This window comes from Streptomyces sp. NPDC051636 (assembly GCF_044453765.1).
GTDB lineage: Bacteria > Actinomycetota > Actinomycetes > Streptomycetales > Streptomycetaceae > Streptomyces.
In genome coordinates, this window is sequence record NZ_JBITDA010000019.1 from 1 (window position 1) to 16,849 (window position 16,849).

At 70.1% G+C, this 16,849-nt stretch carries 16 protein-coding genes and 2 pseudogenes; 11 read left to right on the forward strand and 7 right to left on the reverse strand.

Going from position 1 to position 16,849, the window contains the following annotated elements; genetic code table 11:
* The 3 genes and pseudogenes from ACIBBH_RS28110 to ACIBBH_RS28120 all read right to left on the reverse strand — a co-directional run.
* Positions 1 to 155: pseudogene (locus ACIBBH_RS28110) on the reverse strand (plasmid partitioning protein); the annotation flags it as partial.
* Positions 151 to 344, reverse strand: a pseudogene (locus ACIBBH_RS28115) (hypothetical protein); the annotation flags it as partial. The pseudogenes ACIBBH_RS28115 and ACIBBH_RS28110, both read right to left, overlap by 5 nt.
* A 357-nt stretch (positions 345 to 701) precedes the next feature.
* Positions 702 to 974, reverse strand: a complete 273-nt coding sequence (locus ACIBBH_RS28120) for a hypothetical protein (protein WP_399409261.1) — start codon at positions 972 to 974, stop codon at positions 702 to 704.
* Positions 975 to 1,155: 181 nt separating this feature from the next.
* On the opposite strand from ACIBBH_RS28120, the gene tpg reads away from it, so the two are divergent.
* Positions 1,156 to 1,710 (forward strand): telomere-protecting terminal protein Tpg, encoded by a 555-nt coding sequence (tpg, locus tag ACIBBH_RS28125; protein WP_399409263.1) that lies wholly within the window; start codon positions 1,156 to 1,158, stop codon positions 1,708 to 1,710.
* A 190-nt stretch (positions 1,711 to 1,900) separates the two neighbouring features.
* Entirely contained in the window at positions 1,901 to 2,662 is a 762-nt protein-coding gene (locus ACIBBH_RS28130; RefSeq protein ID WP_399409521.1) for a VOC family protein, read from the forward strand.
* 365 nt (positions 2,663 to 3,027) lie between these two features.
* Here ACIBBH_RS28130 and ACIBBH_RS28135 read toward each other — a convergent pair whose 3' ends face one another.
* From ACIBBH_RS28135 to ACIBBH_RS28145, 3 genes are read right to left on the reverse strand one after another with little or no spacing between them, the layout of a single operon-like run.
* Entirely contained in the window at positions 3,028 to 5,073 is a 2,046-nt protein-coding gene (locus tag ACIBBH_RS28135) for an NAD(+) synthase (RefSeq protein ID WP_399409265.1), read from the reverse strand.
* Between the two features lie 24 nt (positions 5,074 to 5,097).
* Positions 5,098 to 5,535, reverse strand: coding sequence for an Lrp/AsnC family transcriptional regulator (locus tag ACIBBH_RS28140; RefSeq protein ID WP_399409523.1), 438 nt, complete (start codon positions 5,533 to 5,535; stop codon positions 5,098 to 5,100).
* 53 nt (positions 5,536 to 5,588) lie between these two features.
* Positions 5,589 to 5,846 carry a hypothetical protein gene (locus ACIBBH_RS28145; protein WP_399409267.1) on the reverse strand — a complete coding sequence of 86 codons (258 nt, stop codon included), beginning with the start codon at positions 5,844 to 5,846 and terminating at the stop codon, positions 5,589 to 5,591.
* Positions 5,847 to 6,072: 226 nt separating this feature from the next.
* Between ACIBBH_RS28145 and ACIBBH_RS28150 the strand changes: the two genes are divergently transcribed.
* From ACIBBH_RS28150 to ACIBBH_RS28185, 8 genes are all read left to right on the forward strand, one after another.
* The gene (locus tag ACIBBH_RS28150) at positions 6,073 to 6,780 is read left to right on the forward strand and encodes a succinate dehydrogenase (RefSeq protein WP_399409269.1); all 708 of its coding nucleotides are present in this window, start codon (positions 6,073 to 6,075) and stop codon (positions 6,778 to 6,780) included.
* A 2-nt stretch (positions 6,781 to 6,782) separates the two neighbouring features.
* Entirely contained in the window at positions 6,783 to 8,732 is a 1,950-nt protein-coding gene (locus tag ACIBBH_RS28155) for a fumarate reductase/succinate dehydrogenase flavoprotein subunit (protein ID WP_399409271.1), read from the forward strand.
* Positions 8,729 to 9,478 carry a succinate dehydrogenase/fumarate reductase iron-sulfur subunit gene (locus tag ACIBBH_RS28160; RefSeq protein WP_399409273.1) on the forward strand — a complete coding sequence of 250 codons (750 nt, stop codon included), beginning with the start codon at positions 8,729 to 8,731 and terminating at the stop codon, positions 9,476 to 9,478. Before ACIBBH_RS28155 ends, ACIBBH_RS28160 begins: the two co-directional genes overlap by 4 nt.
* 1,242 nt (positions 9,479 to 10,720) lie before the next feature.
* Positions 10,721 to 11,740, forward strand: coding sequence for a bifunctional DNA primase/polymerase (locus ACIBBH_RS28165; RefSeq protein ID WP_399409275.1), 1,020 nt, complete (start codon positions 10,721 to 10,723; stop codon positions 11,738 to 11,740).
* Positions 11,737 to 13,272, forward strand: coding sequence for a phage/plasmid primase, P4 family (locus tag ACIBBH_RS28170; RefSeq protein WP_399409277.1), 1,536 nt, complete (start codon positions 11,737 to 11,739; stop codon positions 13,270 to 13,272). The genes ACIBBH_RS28165 and ACIBBH_RS28170 overlap by 4 nt, the downstream gene beginning before the upstream one ends.
* A 190-nt stretch (positions 13,273 to 13,462) precedes the next feature.
* Complete coding sequence (locus ACIBBH_RS28175; RefSeq protein ID WP_399409279.1) at positions 13,463 to 13,900, forward strand: DUF6009 family protein; 438 nt, start codon at positions 13,463 to 13,465, stop codon at positions 13,898 to 13,900.
* Between the two features lie 159 nt (positions 13,901 to 14,059).
* Positions 14,060 to 14,665 (forward strand): hypothetical protein, encoded by a 606-nt coding sequence (locus ACIBBH_RS28180; protein WP_399409281.1) that lies wholly within the window; start codon positions 14,060 to 14,062, stop codon positions 14,663 to 14,665.
* 61 nt (positions 14,666 to 14,726) lie between these two features.
* Positions 14,727 to 15,128, forward strand: coding sequence for a DUF6009 family protein (locus ACIBBH_RS28185; protein ID WP_399409283.1), 402 nt, complete (start codon positions 14,727 to 14,729; stop codon positions 15,126 to 15,128).
* Positions 15,129 to 15,154: 26 nt separating this feature from the next.
* On the opposite strand, the gene ACIBBH_RS28190 is transcribed toward ACIBBH_RS28185, so the two are convergent.
* Positions 15,155 to 15,919 (reverse strand): SDR family oxidoreductase, encoded by a 765-nt coding sequence (locus ACIBBH_RS28190; RefSeq protein WP_399409285.1) that lies wholly within the window; start codon positions 15,917 to 15,919, stop codon positions 15,155 to 15,157.
* Positions 15,920 to 16,105: 186 nt separating this feature from the next.
* Between ACIBBH_RS28190 and ACIBBH_RS28195 the strand changes: the two genes are divergently transcribed.
* Positions 16,106 to 16,831 carry an HAD family hydrolase gene (locus ACIBBH_RS28195; protein ID WP_399409287.1) on the forward strand — a complete coding sequence of 242 codons (726 nt, stop codon included), beginning with the start codon at positions 16,106 to 16,108 and terminating at the stop codon, positions 16,829 to 16,831.
* Positions 16,832 to 16,849 lie beyond the last annotated feature (18 nt).

Genomic DNA, 16,849 nt, shown 5'->3' on the forward strand with positions numbered 1-16,849 from the left:
ACCCAGCCCTGGGAACGGTGGAGGCGCTTGGCGAGGGCCGTTTGGCTGCCGTGGATGGCCAGGAGGCGGTTGAGGGCCTTAGCCTCGTCCAGCTCGTCGAGGTCCTGACGGTGGATGTTGGCCACCAGGGCTGATTCGAGGAGTTCCTCCGAGCTCGGGGATGCCCAGCTCGGCGAGCCGCCGTCCGGTCGCCGTCATGTGCAGCCGCATGCGTTCGGTGAACCGCCCCTGGTTCACCACGGTCACCTGGACGTCCTCGTGCCGCCTGACGCGGGCCAGGGCTGGACGGCCGCGGACAGGCCCGCGTAGCCGGCTCCCAGGATGGGAAGGGGCGCCGGGGCCAGGCTCGCTGCAAGGTGGCTCGAGTCGCTGCGGCCCGGCCCGGGACGTACAGGGGTGCGGCAGCGACTGAAGCGACCGAAGGTCCCGGTACCGGGAGACGCTGGCATGCGCGTGCGCGTGCGCGTGTGGAGGACTGACCTTCACCGAGCGGCTGAGCCCGCAGGCGATGACCGTTGACGAGCGGGAAGGAATTGCGGTTCGCCGCGCTCGAGGACCGACTCGGGTCGACCACCGGCTCGGTCACGCGCTCACCCGGGAGCGCCACCGCGCGGGCCGACGCAACGGCGGCCGGACCGCTGTGGGCCGGACGGGTGGAGAGGGCTGTCTCGAACGGCCCGTCGGGCGGGGAAGAGATCGGATCACTTGCCGAGCACCGGCCGCACCTTGCCCAGCATCAGCTCGAGGAACCGCTCCGGGTGCCGGAAGGACGCGAAGTGGCTGGCGTCCTCGATCAGGGCGAAGTCCTTCACCGGCGCGGTGACGTCCTCGAAGAAGCGTCGCGCGGGCTCCGGCGCGGTGAGGGCGTCGCGGTCGCCCTGGAAGAGGAGAACGGCTCCGCACCGGACGCGGAGCGCCGGTGCGCCGACGGCCGGCGCGCGGTGAGCGCCTGTCGCGCGGGTGAGACCGTCCATGGGGAGCACCGGGGACGGACACCGGCCTCGAACGGAGCCTGACCCCCGTGAGTGCCCGCCATGAGGACGGCACCGAACTGCCGGGGCGGCGACACCTGGGCGGTTCGCCGACCGGACCGGCCTGTAACGTCTTCAGCGGCACGCAGCACGACGGGACGAGGACAGGGAGCGGGACGCGCCGATGGTCGATATCGGGGACACTCTCGACGAGGCCGTCGCCGAGCACTTCACCCGCCCGCTCCCCAAGTCGGCGCAGGCCCAGATGCGCTTCCTGGTACGGCGGTTGAAGGGCACCAGGCCCGTGGCCGAGTTGCTGGGCATCTCGCAGCGCACGGTGGAGCGTTACCTCAAGGGCCAGCTCAAGCGCCCCCGCCGGGAGCTCGCCGACCGGCTCACGGCCGAGGCCCGCAGACGGTGGCAGCCGCGTGTACGGCAACGGGCCCGGCAGCAGGCGGCGGCCACCGGCGGCATCTTCGTGTCCACCCGTGCCCGCTTCGGCTTCACCGCCGCCCCCGGTACGACCGACGACCCGCGTGTCCGCCACATCAACCAGGCGCTGCCCCCCGAGTACGCGGCCCGCCTCTTCGCCGCCCAGGACGCCGGTGCCACCGAGCGGCAGCTGCGGGACATCCTGGCCGAGGGCCTGGGGGAGATGTACTTCCGCGACCGGGGCCGCCGCGCCCAGGGCCTGTCGGTGGAGTTCACGGACATCGAGGAACTGGAGCTGGACCTCTGACCGTCGTGGCGCCCCGGCCCGACAGGGCGAAACCGTGACTTAGCGCTTCACTTCTCGAGTGAGCAGTTGGCCTGGCGGGGGCTGAGCGCTCTGGTTGGCGAGCTGAGCATTGCGGCTGGTGAGCGTTGATCTCCGGGTGGCGACGGTACCTGCGGATGTCGTTGCAGAGCGGGTGCGTAGGATCGCCGGCATGTCGCTGCGACCTGTTCAGGTGAACATAAAGGCTCTTGATGACTCAGCGGTCGGCCGGTTCTGGGCGGAGGCGCTCGGCTGGGGTGTTCACGAGGGAGCCGTGACGACCTACGTTGGACCCGGGGTGACCAACGTGGGACCCGTCGGCGGCTTCGTTTGGCCGGACCCGGTCGCCGTCTGCGTCGACGTCGTTACCGTCCCGGAACCCAAGACGACAACGAAGAACCGTGTGCACCTCGATCTCGCCACCACCTCTGCGGCCCATCAGGCGGAGTTGGTCGCGCGTCTCCAGGCTCTTGGTGCGACGCCCGCCCACGTGGGCCAGGGCGACGTGCCGTGGACGGTCCTCGCCGACCCGGAGGGCAACGAGTTCTGCGTGCTGGAGCCTCGGGATATCTACCGGGACACCGGGCCGATCGCCCGGGTGGTGGTCGACTGTGCGGATCCGCGGGCCATGGCCCGGTTCTGGGACGAGGCGATGGACTGGACCCTGCATGAGGTGACCGGCGCTCATGCGGTGTTGCGCTCCGCCAAGGGTGTCGGCCCGTATCTCGAGTTCCGCCGCACGCCCGACGCGAAGACCGTGCCGGACCGCGTCCATCTTGACCTGCTGCCGTACCCCGGTGACGACAAAGAAGCGGAGGTGGCCCGGCTGCGGGCCCTGGGCGCCACCGACCTCGATCTCGGTCAGGGCGACGTCCCGTGGACATGCTTGGCCGACCCGGAGGGCCACGAGTTCTGCGTTCTCGCCCCGTCCTGACGCGGAGCCTCAACGACACCTCGACACGTGAGCCCTGTCTGCTCACGCGCCATGACCCCGGGTGGGCTGGGCTGCGGCGTCTCGGTCGATTCGGGCGGCGGGAGCTTGCGTGCCGGGGGCGAGATCAGCTCGCTCGCCGACCACAACGCTCAACTCGCCAACTGAAGTGCTCAGTCACAGAAACCCCGTCCCCGGTGACCCGGGGAACGGGGTTTCGCGTACGCGCGCCGGGCAGGCCTTGCAGCTGCGTTTCCCCGCAGGAAGCGGGGAGTCGATGGCGACCCACCGGTAGTCGACAGCGCGCCCGTCCGGCGGCAGGGTCGTACGACCCTGCCGGCACCGGGCGGCCCCGGCCGGAACACCGGCTACACACCGCCGCGCGGCACATCCCAGCGGGCGAGGTCCCTCAGCCAGGCCTCCGCCGTGCCGTCGGACGGCGCGCGCCAGTCACCGCGGGGCGACAGAGAACCACCGGCCAGGACCTTCGGCCCGTTCGGCATGGCCGAGCGTTTGAACTGCGCGAACGCGAAGAAGCGGCGGCAGAAGTACTCCAGCCAGTGCCAGATCTCCGGCAGGTCGTAGGCCATCCGCTTGTCCTCGGGGAAGCCCGGCGGCCACGGGCCGGTGTCCTTCTCGTGCCAGGCGTGCCATGCCAGAAAGCCGATCTTCGACGGCCGGAAGCCGTAGCGCAGGACGTGGAAGAGGGTGAAGTCGTGCAGCGCGTACGGGCCGATCTTGGACTCGGTGGACTGCAGTTCCTCACCGGGCACCAGCTCGGGGCTGATCTCCGTGTCGAGGATCGCGGCCAGCGTCTCGTTGGTCTCCTCGTCGAACTGGCCGCTGCTGATGACCCAGCGGATGAGGTGCTGGATGAGCGTCTTCGGCACACCGGAGTTGACGTTGTAGTGGCTCATCTGGTCGCCGACGCCGTAAGTGCTCCAGCCGAGCGCCAGTTCGGACAGATCACCGGTGCCGAGCACGATGCCGCCGCGCTGGTTGGCCAGCCGGAACAGGTAGTCGGTACGCAGTCCGGCCTGCACGTTCTCGAAGGTGACGTCGTACACCGGCTCACCGGACGAGAAGGGGTGACCGATCTCCTTCAGCATGAGCCGGGCGGTCGGTGTGATGTCCAGTTCGGCCGCGGTGACGCCGAGCGCACGCATCAGCTTGTGGGCGTTGCCCTTGGTGTGCTCGCCGGTCGCGAACCCGGGCAGGGTGAAGGCCAGGATGTCGGTGCGCGGGCGGCCCGCGCGGTCCATGGCCCGGGCCGCGACGATCAGCGCATGGGTGGAATCGAGACCGCCCGACACCCCGATGACGATCTTCGGGCCGCCGATCGCCGCCAGGCGGTGCTGCAGTCCCGCGACCTGAATGTTGTAGGCCTCGTAACAGTCCTGGGCGAGGCGGGCGGGGTCGGCCGGCACGAACGGGAACCGCTCGACCCGGCGGCGCAGTCCGAGGTCGGTGGCGGGCGGGTCGAGCCGGAACGGAACCTGACGGAAGCCGCTCGTACGCGCGGCGTGGGCACGGCGGTTGTCGTCGAACGTGCCCATCCGCTGCCGCTCCTGCCGCAGCAGGTCGAGGTCGATGTCGGCCACCGCGTACTGGTCGCCGAGCGGGAACCGGTCGGTCTCGGCCAGCAGCACCCCGTTCTCATAGATCATGGTCTGGCCGTCCCAGGACAGGTCGGTCGTCGACTCGCCCAGTCCGGCCGCCGCGTAGACGTAGGCGGAAAGGCAGCGCGAGGACGCCGAGCGGCACAGCAGCTTCCGGTCCTCGGCCCGTCCGACGGTGATCGGGCTGCCCGAGAGGTTGACGAGAACGGTCGCTCCGGCCAGCGCCGCCTCCGCGCTCGGCGGCACCGGCACCCACATGTCCTCACAGATCTCCGCGTGCAGTACCAGACCGGGCACGTCCTCGGCCGCGAAGAGCAGGTCCGTGCCGAACGGTACGGACTCGCCGCCGACGCGGATCGTCCCGCCGCGCTCGTCGTCGCCCGCGGCGATCTGCCGCTTCTCGTAGAACTCGCGGTAGTTCGGCAGGTAGGACTTGGGCGCGATGCCGAGAATCCGCCCGCGGTGCACGATCACCGCGCAGTTGTAGACGCGGTGGCGATGGCGCAGCGGGGCGCCGACGACGAGCACCGGCAGCAGCTCCGCCGACCCTGCCACCACGGCCTGGAGCGCCGCCTCGACCTCGTCGAGCAGCGCGTCCTGCAGCAGCAGGTCCTCGATCGAATAGCCGGACAGGCACAGTTCGGGGAAGACGGCGACGGCGACTCCCTCCTGGGCGCATCGGCGCGCCTGCCTCAGGACCGCCTCGGCGTTGGTGTGCGGCTCGGCGACGGCAGCGTGGCCGGTGCACGCGGCGACACGCGCGAAGCCGTGCTGGTAGATGGACCAGAAGTTCACGATTTCCCTTTCTCGGCGCCGGCATCACTCGGCGCGGACCGGCCGTTCGAAGAACGTCTCCAGCACAACCGTCGCCTGAGTCCCGCTCACGCCCTCGATCGCGTGGAGCCGCCGCAGGACGTCCTGCAACTGCTGCGTGCCGGCCGTGCGCACCTTCACGAGGACGGAGGCGGTGCCCGCGATGACGTGGGCTTCCTGCACCTCGGGGATGGCGGCGAAGCGTTCGGCGGCGTCCCCCATCCAGGCCGACGAGCCGACCATGACGAAGGTCAGCACGTCCCACCCGAGAGCGGCCGGGTCGACATCCACGGTCGTCCGCCGGATGACCCCGCGCTCACGCAGCTTGCGCACGCGATCATGAGCTGCGCCGGCCGACAGACCGACCGCCTTGCCCAGCGCCGCGTAGGCCTGCGTGGCATCGCGCTGAAGCTCCGCGATCAGCGCCCTGTCTATGTCGTCCACGATCCCGTTGATCATCCCCATGCCTGCGTCTGACTGGTCCGACCACAATATGATCATTCCGAATGGCATTCAACTGCATGCGGCCGGTGATCGGTGCTGTCGGGAGAACCGCCCGACAGTCCGTACCAGGTTCTGGACGGTAGCTTCCTCAGCGGCCGGCGGCGGCGCAGCAGCAGGACGGGCACCGCACCGACGGCGAGCACGGTCAGCGGCAGCACCGCGGTGGTGTGCGGTGCGGCGACGAGGGCGGCGCCGTAGGTCTCGCCGGCGGCCGGCTCCGCGGCGAGCCGTCCCTGCACCAGGGCGCCCACGGCCGCTTCCGGGTCGACCCGGACAAGCTCGGCGGCCTGCGTCCGGCCGACGGCTTTGCGGTGTGACGGGCCGCCCGGGCTGGTGCCGCGGTGAGGGGGCGCCCGCGGAAATCCTCGCGTGCCTTCGCGGCCGGGGCCGCGCGCGGGAAGAATAGGGTCTGTCTATCGAAACGAGCCTTTCCATGTCTTGGACCGATGGGGACTTCCGGCCCTAGCGTCTTGTGGCATGGCTCTGGCAACGCGGACGGACCGACGGCCGTCCATGGCACGCACCGTGTGGGACTCGACCGTCGGCAAGAAGACGGTAATGGCGGTCAGCGGCCTGGTCATGCTGCTGTACCTGGTCGCCCACATGCTGGGCAATCTCAAGATTTTCTTCGGGCCGGGCGACTTCAACGGATACGCGCACTGGCTGCGCACCATCGGAGAACCCGCTGTGCACCACGGCTGGACGCTGTGGGGCCTGCGGGCGGTACTGGTGGCGTCCGTCGTCGCCCACGGCGTGTCCGCGTACCAGCTCAGCCGCCGTGCCATCAAGGCACGCCCGAGCAAGTACGTGCACTCCAGGCCGCGGGCCGGCTACGCCACCCGTACGATGCGCTGGGGCGGGGTCATCCTCGGCCTGTTCGTCGTGTGGCACCTGCTCGACCTGACCACCGGCACCGTGCACTCCGGCGGCTTCCAGGAGGGCCACCCGTACCAGAACGTCGTGGACACCTTCTCCACCTGGTACGGCAACGTCGTCTACATCACCGCGATGCTCGCGCTCGGCCTGCACATCCGGCACGGCTTCCGGAGCGCGGCCCAGAGCCTCGGCGTCGGCAGCCGCAGTCGCGACCGCGCCCTGAAGACCGTCGCCAATGTCCTCGCGCTGCTGCTCACGGCCGGCTTCATCGCCGTACCCGTGAGCGTCATGACCGGAGTGGTGAGCTGAAGATGACTTCCTACGTCGACTGCACAACGGGCGAGCCGGTCGTCGACACCAAGGCCCCGTCCGGTCCGGTCCACGAGCGCTGGGACCGGCGCCGCTTCGAGGCCAGGCTGGTCAACCCGGCCAACCGGCGCAAGCATACGGTCATCGTCGTCGGCACCGGCCTCGCCGGCGGCTCCGCCGGCGCCACCCTGGCCGAACAGGGCTACAAGGTCGTCCAGTTCTGCTACCAGGACTCCCCGCGCCGGGCCCACTCCATCGCCGCGCAGGGAGGCATCAACGCGGCGAAGAACTACCGCAACGACGGCGACTCCGTCCACCGCCTGTTCTACGACACCGTCAAGGGCGGCGACTTCCGGGCGCGGGAGTCCAACGTGCACCGGCTCGCGCAGATCTCGGTGGAAATCATCGACCAGTGCGTGGCGCAGGGCGTGCCCTTCGCCCGCGAGTACGGCGGTCTGCTCGACACCCGCTCCTTCGGCGGCGTCCAGGTCTCGCGCACGTTCTACGCTCGCGGCCAGACGGGCCAGCAGCTGCTGCTGGGTGCCTACCAGGCGCTGTCGCGGCAGATCGCGGCCGGGAACGTGGAGATGCACCCGCGCACCGAGATGCTCGACCTGATCGTGATCGACGGCCGGGCGCGCGGCATCGTGGCCCGGGACCTGGTCACGGGCAGGATCGGCACGTACTTCGCGGACGCCGTCGTACTGGCCAGCGGCGGCTACGGCAACGTCTTCTACCTGTCGACGAACGCCATGAACTCCAACGCCACCGCCATCTGGCGGGCGCACCGGCGCGGCGCCTACTTCGCCAACCCCTGCTTCACCCAGATCCACCCGACCTGCATTCCGCGTACCGGCGACCACCAGTCGAAGCTGACGCTGATGAGCGAGTCGCTGCGCAACGACGGCCGGATCTGGGTGCCGAAGGCCAAGGGCGACGACCGCCCGCCGGGCGAGATTCCCGAGGACGAGCGCGACTACTACCTGGAGCGCATCTACCCGTCCTTCGGCAACCTGGTCCCGCGCGACATCGCCTCCCGCGCCGCGAAGAACGTCTGCGACGAGGGCAGGGGAGTGGGCCCCGGCGGGCAGGGCGTGTACCTGGACTTCGCCGACGCCATCAAGCGCATGGGCCGGGGGGCGGTCGAGGCCAAGTACGGCAACCTCTTCGACATGTACCAGCGGATCACCGACGAGGATCCGTACGAGGTGCCGATGCGGATCTACCCGGCCGTGCACTACACGATGGGCGGCCTGTGGGTCGACTACGACCTGCAGACCACCGTCCCCGGCCTGTTCGCGATCGGCGAGGCCAACTTCTCCGACCACGGCGCCAACCGGCTCGGCGCGTCCGCCCTGATGCAGGGCCTGGCGGACGGCTACTTCGTGCTCCCGGCGACGATCAACGACTACCTGGCCCGCAACCCTCACCAGGCGGGGATCACCGACGAACACCCGGCCGTGCAGGAGGTGCTGGCCGAGACCGAGGACCGGCTCAACCTGCTCCTGGCCGTCGACGGCGACCGCACCCCCGACTCCTTCCACCGCGAGGTCGGCGAACTGATGTGGCAGTTCTGCGGCATGGCCCGCACCGACTCCGGACTGCGCAAGGCCCTGGAGCGCATCCCGCAGATCCGTGAGGAGTTCTGGCGGCGCATCAAGGTGCCCGGAACCGGCCAGGAGTTCAACCAGTCCCTGGAGAAGGCCAACCGCATCGTCGACTATCTGGAGCTCGCCGAGCTGATGTGCCTCGACGCGCTGCACCGCACCGAGTCCTGCGGCGGCCACTTCCGCGAGGAGTCCCAGACCCCGGACGGCGAGGCGGCCCGCAAGGACGACGAGTTCTCCTACGTGGCCGCCTGGGAGTTCACCCGTACGGGCTCCGCCCCCGTCCTGCACAAGGAAGACCTGGTCTTCGAGTACGTCCACCCCACCCAGCGGAGCTACGCATGAAGCTCACCCTGCGCGTCTGGCGGCAGAAGAACGCCGACGCCGAAGGCGCCATGTCCACGTACGAGGTGGACGGCGTCTCGCCCGACATGTCCTTCCTGGAGATGCTCGACACCCTCAACGAGGAGCTCGTCCTCAAGGGCGAGGACCCGGTCGCCTTCGACCACGACTGCCGCGAGGGCATCTGCGGCGCGTGCTCCCTCGTCATCAACGGCGACGCACACGGGCCCGAGCGGACCACGACCTGCCAGCTGCACATGCGGTCCTTCGAGGACGGCGACACGATCGACATCGAGCCGTGGCGGGCCTCGGCGTTCCCGGTGATCAAGGACCTGGTGGTGGACCGGTCGGCGTTCGACCGGATCATCCAGGCCGGCGGGTACATCACCGCGCCGACCGGTTCCGCGCCGGAGGCGCACGCCACACCGGTGCCCAAGCCGGACGCCGACTTCGCGTTCGAGCACGCGGAGTGCATCGGCTGCGGGGCGTGTGTCGCCGCCTGTCCCAACGGGGCGGCGATGCTGTTCACCTCCGCCAAGGTCAACCACCTCAACGTGCTGCCGCAAGGGGCGCCGGAGCGGGAGACCCGGGTGCTGGACATGGTGGCGCAGATGGACGAGGAGGGCTTCGGCGGGTGCACCCTGGCCGGGGAGTGCGCGACCGCCTGCCCCAAGGGGATTCCGCTGATGTCCATCACCGGCATGAACAGGGAGTGGCTGCGGGCCACGCGGAAGGCGGCGAAGCGGTAGCGCCGCCCCCTCTGCACGAACGGCCCCGGAGTCCTGGCCCAGCCACCAGGCAACAGGTAACCCACTGGGAGCTTTCAGGGCTTCGTGCTGCCACTTCCCGCCTGCGGGTTCACGATCGCGGGCGCGAGTGCCAGCAGACGGCCGTTTCCCGACACCGCCGAGCTCGGTTCACGTGCACCTGGTGGGGATCAGGGGTGATCGGGTCCGACCATACGAGCCAACGCGCGCAGACCAGCAACGATGTCGGTGCCGGTGGAGGCCTGGCCGGGGGCGGTGAGCCATTGCGTCATCAGGCCGGAGAGCAGGGCCGTCTGGACGGCGCCCAGCGTGCGCGCCGCGTCGTCGCCGACCGCGTCCTCCTCGACTCCGTCCAGGACGGCCGCCAGGCCCCGCCGGCCCCCTGGGCCTGGCCCCCCGCCGCGGTAGCGGCGCGTCCTCGGAGTGCTCGGCCTGGGTGAGTGCCCCGATCGAGGCGAGCCATGGGGCGCGGTGCGTGGAGAAGGACTCGATGATCCGGTCCCACATCGCCTCGTAGCGCTCCGCGGGCGTGGCTCCCTCTCTGCCGAAGCCGACCAGGGTGCGCTGGGACTCCGGGGCCGTAGCCGACGAAGGACCGTACGTCGCTGCTCCAGCGGCGGGCCCGCGGACGGGTCCGGCGCGGTGTCTGAGCGCCTTTCGGTCCCTGAGCTTCAGTCCCTGACAAAACCGCAGGTCAAGCGGTTTTGGGCCTTGAGAAAGGGACTCAAGGGACTCAACTTCCCCATTATGAGCTCTTCGTGTGTGCGCGCGTATGTGCGCGCGCATATAGTCAGCTTTATGTACGTAGCTGGCTCATAATGGCGAAGTTGAGTCCCTTCGGTCCCTTGGGGACCCTTCATTGCCTATCTGACCTGCGGAAATACTCAGGGACTGAGGCGAGGGACCAAACCAGGGACTGAAGGGTTCGGTCCCTCGGTCCGCCCCTCACACGCTGCCAGGGAGAGGCTCAAGGTCCGCTAGGGACCGAACGGCTGATGGGCCGCCATGCGGGCAAGCTGCTCCCTCAGCAGCGAACCTGGGTCCTAGACTCTTCCGAAAACACAGTCCCTACAGTCCCTCTTCCTGGCTCCGGCAGGCGGTCACGCCGCCGCCGGTCCGGGAGGGCCCGACGGGATCAGAACCTGGCAGAAGGACAGACGCTTGCCCGGCCCCGGTGTGACGAGAGAGTCCGCAGCCCCAGTCCGGCCTGCCGCACCCCATGCCGTGGCCCGCTGGTGCGCGGAGCAGGGATGGCCGGTTCATCCCCTCGCACCGGGCCGCAAGACCCCCGTCGGGAACTGCCCCGCTTGCAGGGACCGGCCGCATCAGCCGACCGGCTGCGCCTGCCTCCCCGCCGGCCGCCCGTGCCACGGGTTCCACGCCGCGACCACCGACGTCGCACGGATCGACACCTGGTGGTCGCACACCCCCTCCCGGGGCGTCGGCATCGCCTGCGGGGGAGCGGATCTGATCGTCATCGACATCGACGCGCACTGCGCCCCGGTCCCGGACCGCAACCGCCTGCTTCCCGGCATCCCCATCCACGACTCCGTGAACCTGCGGGGCCTGGCGTCCGGCTTCGACACCCTGGCACTCCTCGCCGCGCTGCGAGGGCGGCCCAGCCCGGCCGAGGACACCGACACCCTGCGGGTGCGCACCCCTTCCGGGGGCCTGCACGTCTGGTACCGCAACCCCCACCCGGCCACCCGGTTTCGCTGCTCGACCGGATCCAGTGCCAAGGTCGCGCTGGCGTGGCAGGTCGACGTCCGGGCGGACGGCGGCTACATCGTGGCCCCCACCACCCGAACCGCCCAGGGGAGTTACCGGCCCGAGGGACCTGGGCGTCTGCCCGCCCTCCTGCCCGAATGGCTCGGCGAAGAACTCGTGAGGACCGGCCACCTGATCCAGCGGCAGCCCGCCCGTTCCCGGCCCGCCGTCCCCCGCCGCCGCCCAGGCCCCCCTTCCGGCCATGGGCATCGCGTCCTCGATCCGCTGCTGCTGGAGGTCGGAGCGTGCGCGACCACGCCCGAGGGCGCGGCCTTCACCGAGAAGCTCAACAAGGCCGCCTACACCGCCGGAGGGCTTGTCGCCGCCGGGCACCTCGACGAAGACACCGCGCGCACTCTGCTGCGTGAGGCCGCCGACACCGCGCGGCCCCGGCAGCGCACCCGCAACGAACGCATCATCGACGACGCCCTCGCCGCAGGGTCCGCCCGCCCGTTAAACCTCGAAGGACGTTTATGAGCAGCGCCGAAACCCCGCGCTTCGACGCCAGCGCCGCCGCTCAGCAGATGCTGGACCTTGACCAGGCAGCAGCCCCCCAAACGCCCGCCCTGCCCGCCCAGGCACACTCCTCCCCTCTCGCCACGCCGTCCTGGGCTCTGTCCGCGCCGCTGCCCAGCACCCTGAGCGATCGCGGCAACGCCAAACTGTTCGTCGAGCTTTACCGCGACCAGTTCCGCCACGTCGAAGGCCTGGGCTGGTTTTCCTGGGACGGCTACCGCTGGAAGCGCACCGGTGGGGAGAAAGCCGCCCTGTGGGCCGCGGGCGAGATGGCCGAGGAGATGCCGGACAGCGACCCGCGCGGCCTGTTCGGCGACCGCGAACTGCACCGTCACAAGAGGCGCACCCTCTCCACCACCGGCATGAAGGCCCTCCTCACCCAGGCGAAGGCCTCCCCGGACCTCTCCATGGACCCCGACACCCTCGACGGCGACCCCTACGCACTGTGCACCCCCGCCGGGGTCGTCGACCTGAACACAGGCCTGCTGCGCAAGCCCGACCCCACCAGGGACTTCCACTCCCGCGCCACCAGCATCGCCCCCCAGCGGAGCGAGACGCCGCGCTGGCACCGCTTCCTCAGCGACACCTTCGGCGACGACACCGAAGGCCAGGAGATGATCGAGTTCCTGCACCTGCTGCTGGGCTACTCCATCACCGGAGACGTCGGCGCCCAGGTCCTGCCGTTCCTCCACGGCCACGGCAAGAACGGCAAGAGCGTCCTCCTCGACACGATGATCCAGATTCTGGGGGACTACGCGGACGCCGCTCCGCCCGGATTCCTCATGGACCGAGGAGCCTTCTCCGAGCACTCCACCGAACTCACCGAACTCCACGGCCGCCGGCTCATCGTCTGCAGCGAACTCAAGCCCAACGACAAGTTCGACGAAGCCCGCGTGCGGCTCCTGACCGGCGGGGACAAGATCAAGGCCCGCCGGATGCGGCAGGACTACTTCTCCTTCACCCCCACCCACCACCTGTGGCTGCTGGGCAACCACCGGCCCGAAGTCACCACGGGCGGCTTCGCGTTCTGGCGCCGCATCCGCCTTCTGCCCTTCGAACGCACGGTCCCCGACCACCGCAAGATCGACAACCTGGCCTTCGAACTCGTCCGGGACGAAGGGCCCGGCATCCTGCAGTGGCTCATCGACGGCGCCCGCCGCTACCTCACCACCCGCGACAGCCTCGAAGGTCCCGACCGCGTCCGTATCGCGACCACCGCCTACGCCAACACCGAGGACCACATCGGCCGCTTCCTCACCGAATGCTGCACCCGCGACCTCGAGGCCCAGCCCGACCTGCGGGTCGAACAGGGCCTGCTCTACACCACCTACGCCGTCTGGTGCAGCGCCGGCGAAGGCATCCGCCCCGCCGGCGCCCGGGCTTTCGCCACCCGCGTCCGGCAGGAAGTCGGCCTCGCCTCACCCGCCGACATGATCAAATCCAACGGCCGCAAGTACTACCCCGGTCTCGCCCTGCTGGACACGCACTCATGAACCCACTGTCAGAACGTCACCCCGAGGCGCCCCGCGGCCGCCGGAGCCCGCAGGCCGCCCCGGCGCCCCTACACACTTCCCACCGCCCGGCCTACCATGAACCGGCAGCGCCAGGCCCCACAGCGGACGGCACACGACACCACGAGGCGGACCGCCGTCCAGCCCGGAACCCAAAGGAGGGGCAGCAGCCATGAGCTCGCTACTGACCGAGGGCGATCTCACCCACGAAGCGCACGTGGTGTGGCTGGAAGACCCCGAGAACCTCGACTACGTCCGCCAGGCCCTCGACAAAACCCCCCGCCGCCGCAACAAGCCCCGCTACGCCCGCGACGGCCGCATGGTCGGCTACGCCGAACTCGACGACCACGCCGAAGCCGACCCCGACAGCGGCCTGTACCGCCGCCGCGTCTTCTTCCTCCTGCCGCACGACCGGGACACCCAGCCCGAGGGCCTCTACCAGGAAGGCGCGCCCGGCGAAGCCGTCGACCCCCGCACCATCGACGTCCGGAAGGTCGGCGAGAAGACGCCCCGCTCACAGCGGGGGTCCTGCCGCCACAACGGGCACCCGGGCCTGACCCCCGGCGCTCCACGAACCGGGCGGTCTTCAGTCGCTTTTCCGTTGCTGTGACCGACCGGCCGACGGGGGCAGCAGCCGAGGGGCAGCGACGCAGGACAGCGGCAGGCGCTTGCAACCGGCGAGGAGAACCGCAGATCACAGCGGTTGTACGGCAGGACAGCGACTGAAGCGACCCAAGGGTGGGGTATATGAGGACACGGGCATGCGCGCATGCGTCATATAGCGACCTTGAGTCGCTTCAGTCGCTTTTTATCATCTTCGTACTTGCCGTGGGACAGCACCCGCTGGCAGATCGACGAGGACGAGACCGTGCTGTGGGCGGCCGGCGATCTGGCGGAGTCCAGCGCCACCACCGACCCCCGCGGTGTGCACAGCACCACCGCGTTACAGCACCACCGCCGGCGGGCGCTGAGTACCAGCGGCATGAACGCGATGCTCACCCAGGCGAAGTCCGCGCCGGGTATGGTGTTCAACGCCTCCCAGCTGGACGCCGACCCCTATGCGCTGTGCACCCCGGCCGACGTCGTGAAGCTGGTCGGCGACTACGCGGACGCCACGCCCCCCGGGTTCCTGATGGCCCGTCCCTACGACGGCCACCCCACCGACCTCCGCCTATGCCGAAACGGAGGACCACACCGGGCGGTTCCTGAGCGAATGCTGCCTGCCGGATCCGTCCTGGTTCGAGAGCGGAACAGGCGCAGCTCTACGCGGCGTACAAGACGTGGTGTCAGAATGAGGGAGCCCCGGCCGTCTCGTCCCGGGCGTTCGCGGCACGCGTTCGCGAGGTGGTGGGGCTGGCGTCGCCCAAGGAGATGATCCTGTCCAACCAGCGCAAGTACTACCCGGGCATCGGACTGGTCGCCGACGAGGAGACAGCATGAGTGCCCTCATCGCAGAGGACGAAATCGTCCACGAGGTCGACTTCGTCTGGCTCGAGGACGTCAGCAAACTGGACTATGTGCGCCAGAGCCTCGACCGGCTGCCGACCCGCCGCAGCAGACCCGCCTACCACCGTGACGGCCGGATGGTCGGTTACGCGCTGCTCGGGCCCGAGGCCAAACCGTCCCGCTTCTCGGGCACCTTCCGCCGCCGCGTCTTCTGGCTGCTTCCCCACGACCGCGACACCGACCCCGACGGTCTGTACGCCACCGGGGCGCCTGCGGAGGCCGTGGACCCGCGCACGCTCGCCCCGGGCACCAAGGGCCGCAAGACACCGCGTTCGGGGGGCGGGCCGCTGTCCCCGGCGGGGCAGCAGCTGGGCATCACGCTGCCGCTGTGACCCGGGCAGACGGCGGCCGGCGGGAGCTACAGGCCCGTGCCGCCGGAGGCGTCGATGCACTGCCCCGTCACCCAGCGGGAGTCCTGCGAGGCAAGGAAGGCCACGACGTCCGCGATGTCCGCCGGCCGTCCCATCCTGCCGAACACGGAGAACGCGGCATGGACGGCCTCGGCCTCGGGCGTGGCCCAGCGCTGCCGGTTCAGGTCCGTCCTGACGAAGCCCGGTGCCACGCAGTTCACCGTGATCTGCCTCGCCCCCAGCTCCTTGGCGAGCGTGCGGGTGAGGGCCTCGAGGGCTGCCTTGGCCATGGAGTAGGCGAGGGAGGACGGAAGGGCGACACGGGTGGCCGCAGAACTGATGTTGACGATGCGGCCACCCTCCCGCAGCCGCCGCAGCCCTTCCTGCACGAGAAACAGCGGCGCCCTGGCGTGGACGGCCATGAGCCGGTCGAAGTCCTGCGGCGTCACCTCGGACACACCGCCCCTGATGTTGAAACCGGCGTTGTTGACCAGGATGTCCAGCGAGGCCGGCTCTCCCAGTTCGCGCAGACCGGCGTCGAGCCGGTCGTACACCGTGGGGACGTCGTCGGGCACTCCGAGCGGGCCGTGCAGGGGGAAGGCGCGCCCGCCGCCACCGGTGATCAGTTCGACGGTCTCGCGGGCCGAGGCCTCGTCGCTGCCGTAATGCACGGCGACGAGCGCGCCGTCCGCCGCGAGGCGGCGGGCGATGGCCCGGCCGATGCCCCGCCCGGCGCCGGTGACCAGAGCCGTTCTGCCCTTCAGCGTGCCCATCGGTTCCCCCCATGTCATGAGCGGTGGCAGTCCAACGGGAAGAGGATACCTGTTGAAGAAACCGCATGTCCGGTTTAATGTCGTCTCGGTAGGGTTTCGCGGCCGGTGAGCGGGCGCGGGGCCGTTGCCTTGCCCCTCAGGCGCCGTGCGCCTCGGCCGTGCGGCTCGACGTTAGGCGGTTCTGTGATGACCTTGCGGCATCTGCGTCTGATCGCGGTGAACATCGACGGGGTATTGCTGAACGACACCTTCAGTCCGGTCATCCACCGGTTCGTGGTGCGTCGCGGAGGTGCCTACACCGCCGAGCTGGAGCGGGCGGTGCTGTCACAGCCGCAGCTTCGGGCCGCGGCGGCGCTGGGTGTGCCGGGGACGCCCGAGGAGCTGGTGGAGGAGTACTTCCGGGAGCGGAGGGCCTACCTCGAGGACCATCCGGTCCGTGTCATGGAGGGTGCCGGCGCACTGCTTGAGCGTCTTCGCGCCACCGGCGCGTCCATGGTGTGTTACGGCGGGCTCGGGCGAAGCCACTTCGAGCGTCATCTCGGCTCGTACACGGCGTACTTCGACGAGCCGCGCTATGTGTGCACCGACGCCTTCCGACCGGGTGTCCGGGAGATCGCCGAGGACGTCTTCGGGCTCCGGACCGACCAGGCGCTGTTCATCGACGACGTGGCGCGGGTGGCCGAGAGCGCGCGGGAGCTGGGGGCGGCGTTCATCGGGCATCCGGCCTCCTTCGAGCACAGCTTCCAGCGGCAGCTGATGCACCGGGCCGGGGTGCGGCACCTGGTGGAGTCGCTCGAGGGGATCGACGAGCGGCTGGTGCGGACCCTCGACGCCGAGGCCGCAGAGGGCCGCCTGTGGCCGGGGACGGCCGGGGCGGCCACCGCGGACAGGCAGGTCTTCGTGAACGTCTGAGCCGGCCGAGGAGACAAA

Coding starts and splice junctions, on each gene's coding strand:
- ACIBBH_RS28155 (WP_399409271.1), top strand. CDS start 6,783: ATGACTTCCTACGTCGACTGCACAACGGGCGAGCCGGTCGTCGACACC.
- ACIBBH_RS28120 (WP_399409261.1), bottom strand. CDS start 974: ATGGACGGTCTCACCCGCGCGACAGGCGCTCACCGCGCGCCGGCCGTC.
- ACIBBH_RS28150 (WP_399409269.1), top strand. CDS start 6,073: ATGGCTCTGGCAACGCGGACGGACCGACGGCCGTCCATGGCACGCACC.
- ACIBBH_RS28190 (WP_399409285.1), bottom strand. CDS start 15,919: ATGGGCACGCTGAAGGGCAGAACGGCTCTGGTCACCGGCGCCGGGCGG.
- tpg (WP_399409263.1), top strand. CDS start 1,156: ATGGTCGATATCGGGGACACTCTCGACGAGGCCGTCGCCGAGCACTTC.
- ACIBBH_RS28130 (WP_399409521.1), top strand. CDS start 1,901: ATGTCGCTGCGACCTGTTCAGGTGAACATAAAGGCTCTTGATGACTCA.
- ACIBBH_RS28185 (WP_399409283.1), top strand. CDS start 14,727: ATGAGTGCCCTCATCGCAGAGGACGAAATCGTCCACGAGGTCGACTTC.
- ACIBBH_RS28195 (WP_399409287.1), top strand. CDS start 16,106: ATGACCTTGCGGCATCTGCGTCTGATCGCGGTGAACATCGACGGGGTA.
- ACIBBH_RS28160 (WP_399409273.1), top strand. CDS start 8,729: ATGAAGCTCACCCTGCGCGTCTGGCGGCAGAAGAACGCCGACGCCGAA.
- ACIBBH_RS28180 (WP_399409281.1), top strand. CDS start 14,060: ATGCGTCATATAGCGACCTTGAGTCGCTTCAGTCGCTTTTTATCATCT.
- ACIBBH_RS28175 (WP_399409279.1), top strand. CDS start 13,463: ATGAGCTCGCTACTGACCGAGGGCGATCTCACCCACGAAGCGCACGTG.
- ACIBBH_RS28170 (WP_399409277.1), top strand. CDS start 11,737: ATGAGCAGCGCCGAAACCCCGCGCTTCGACGCCAGCGCCGCCGCTCAG.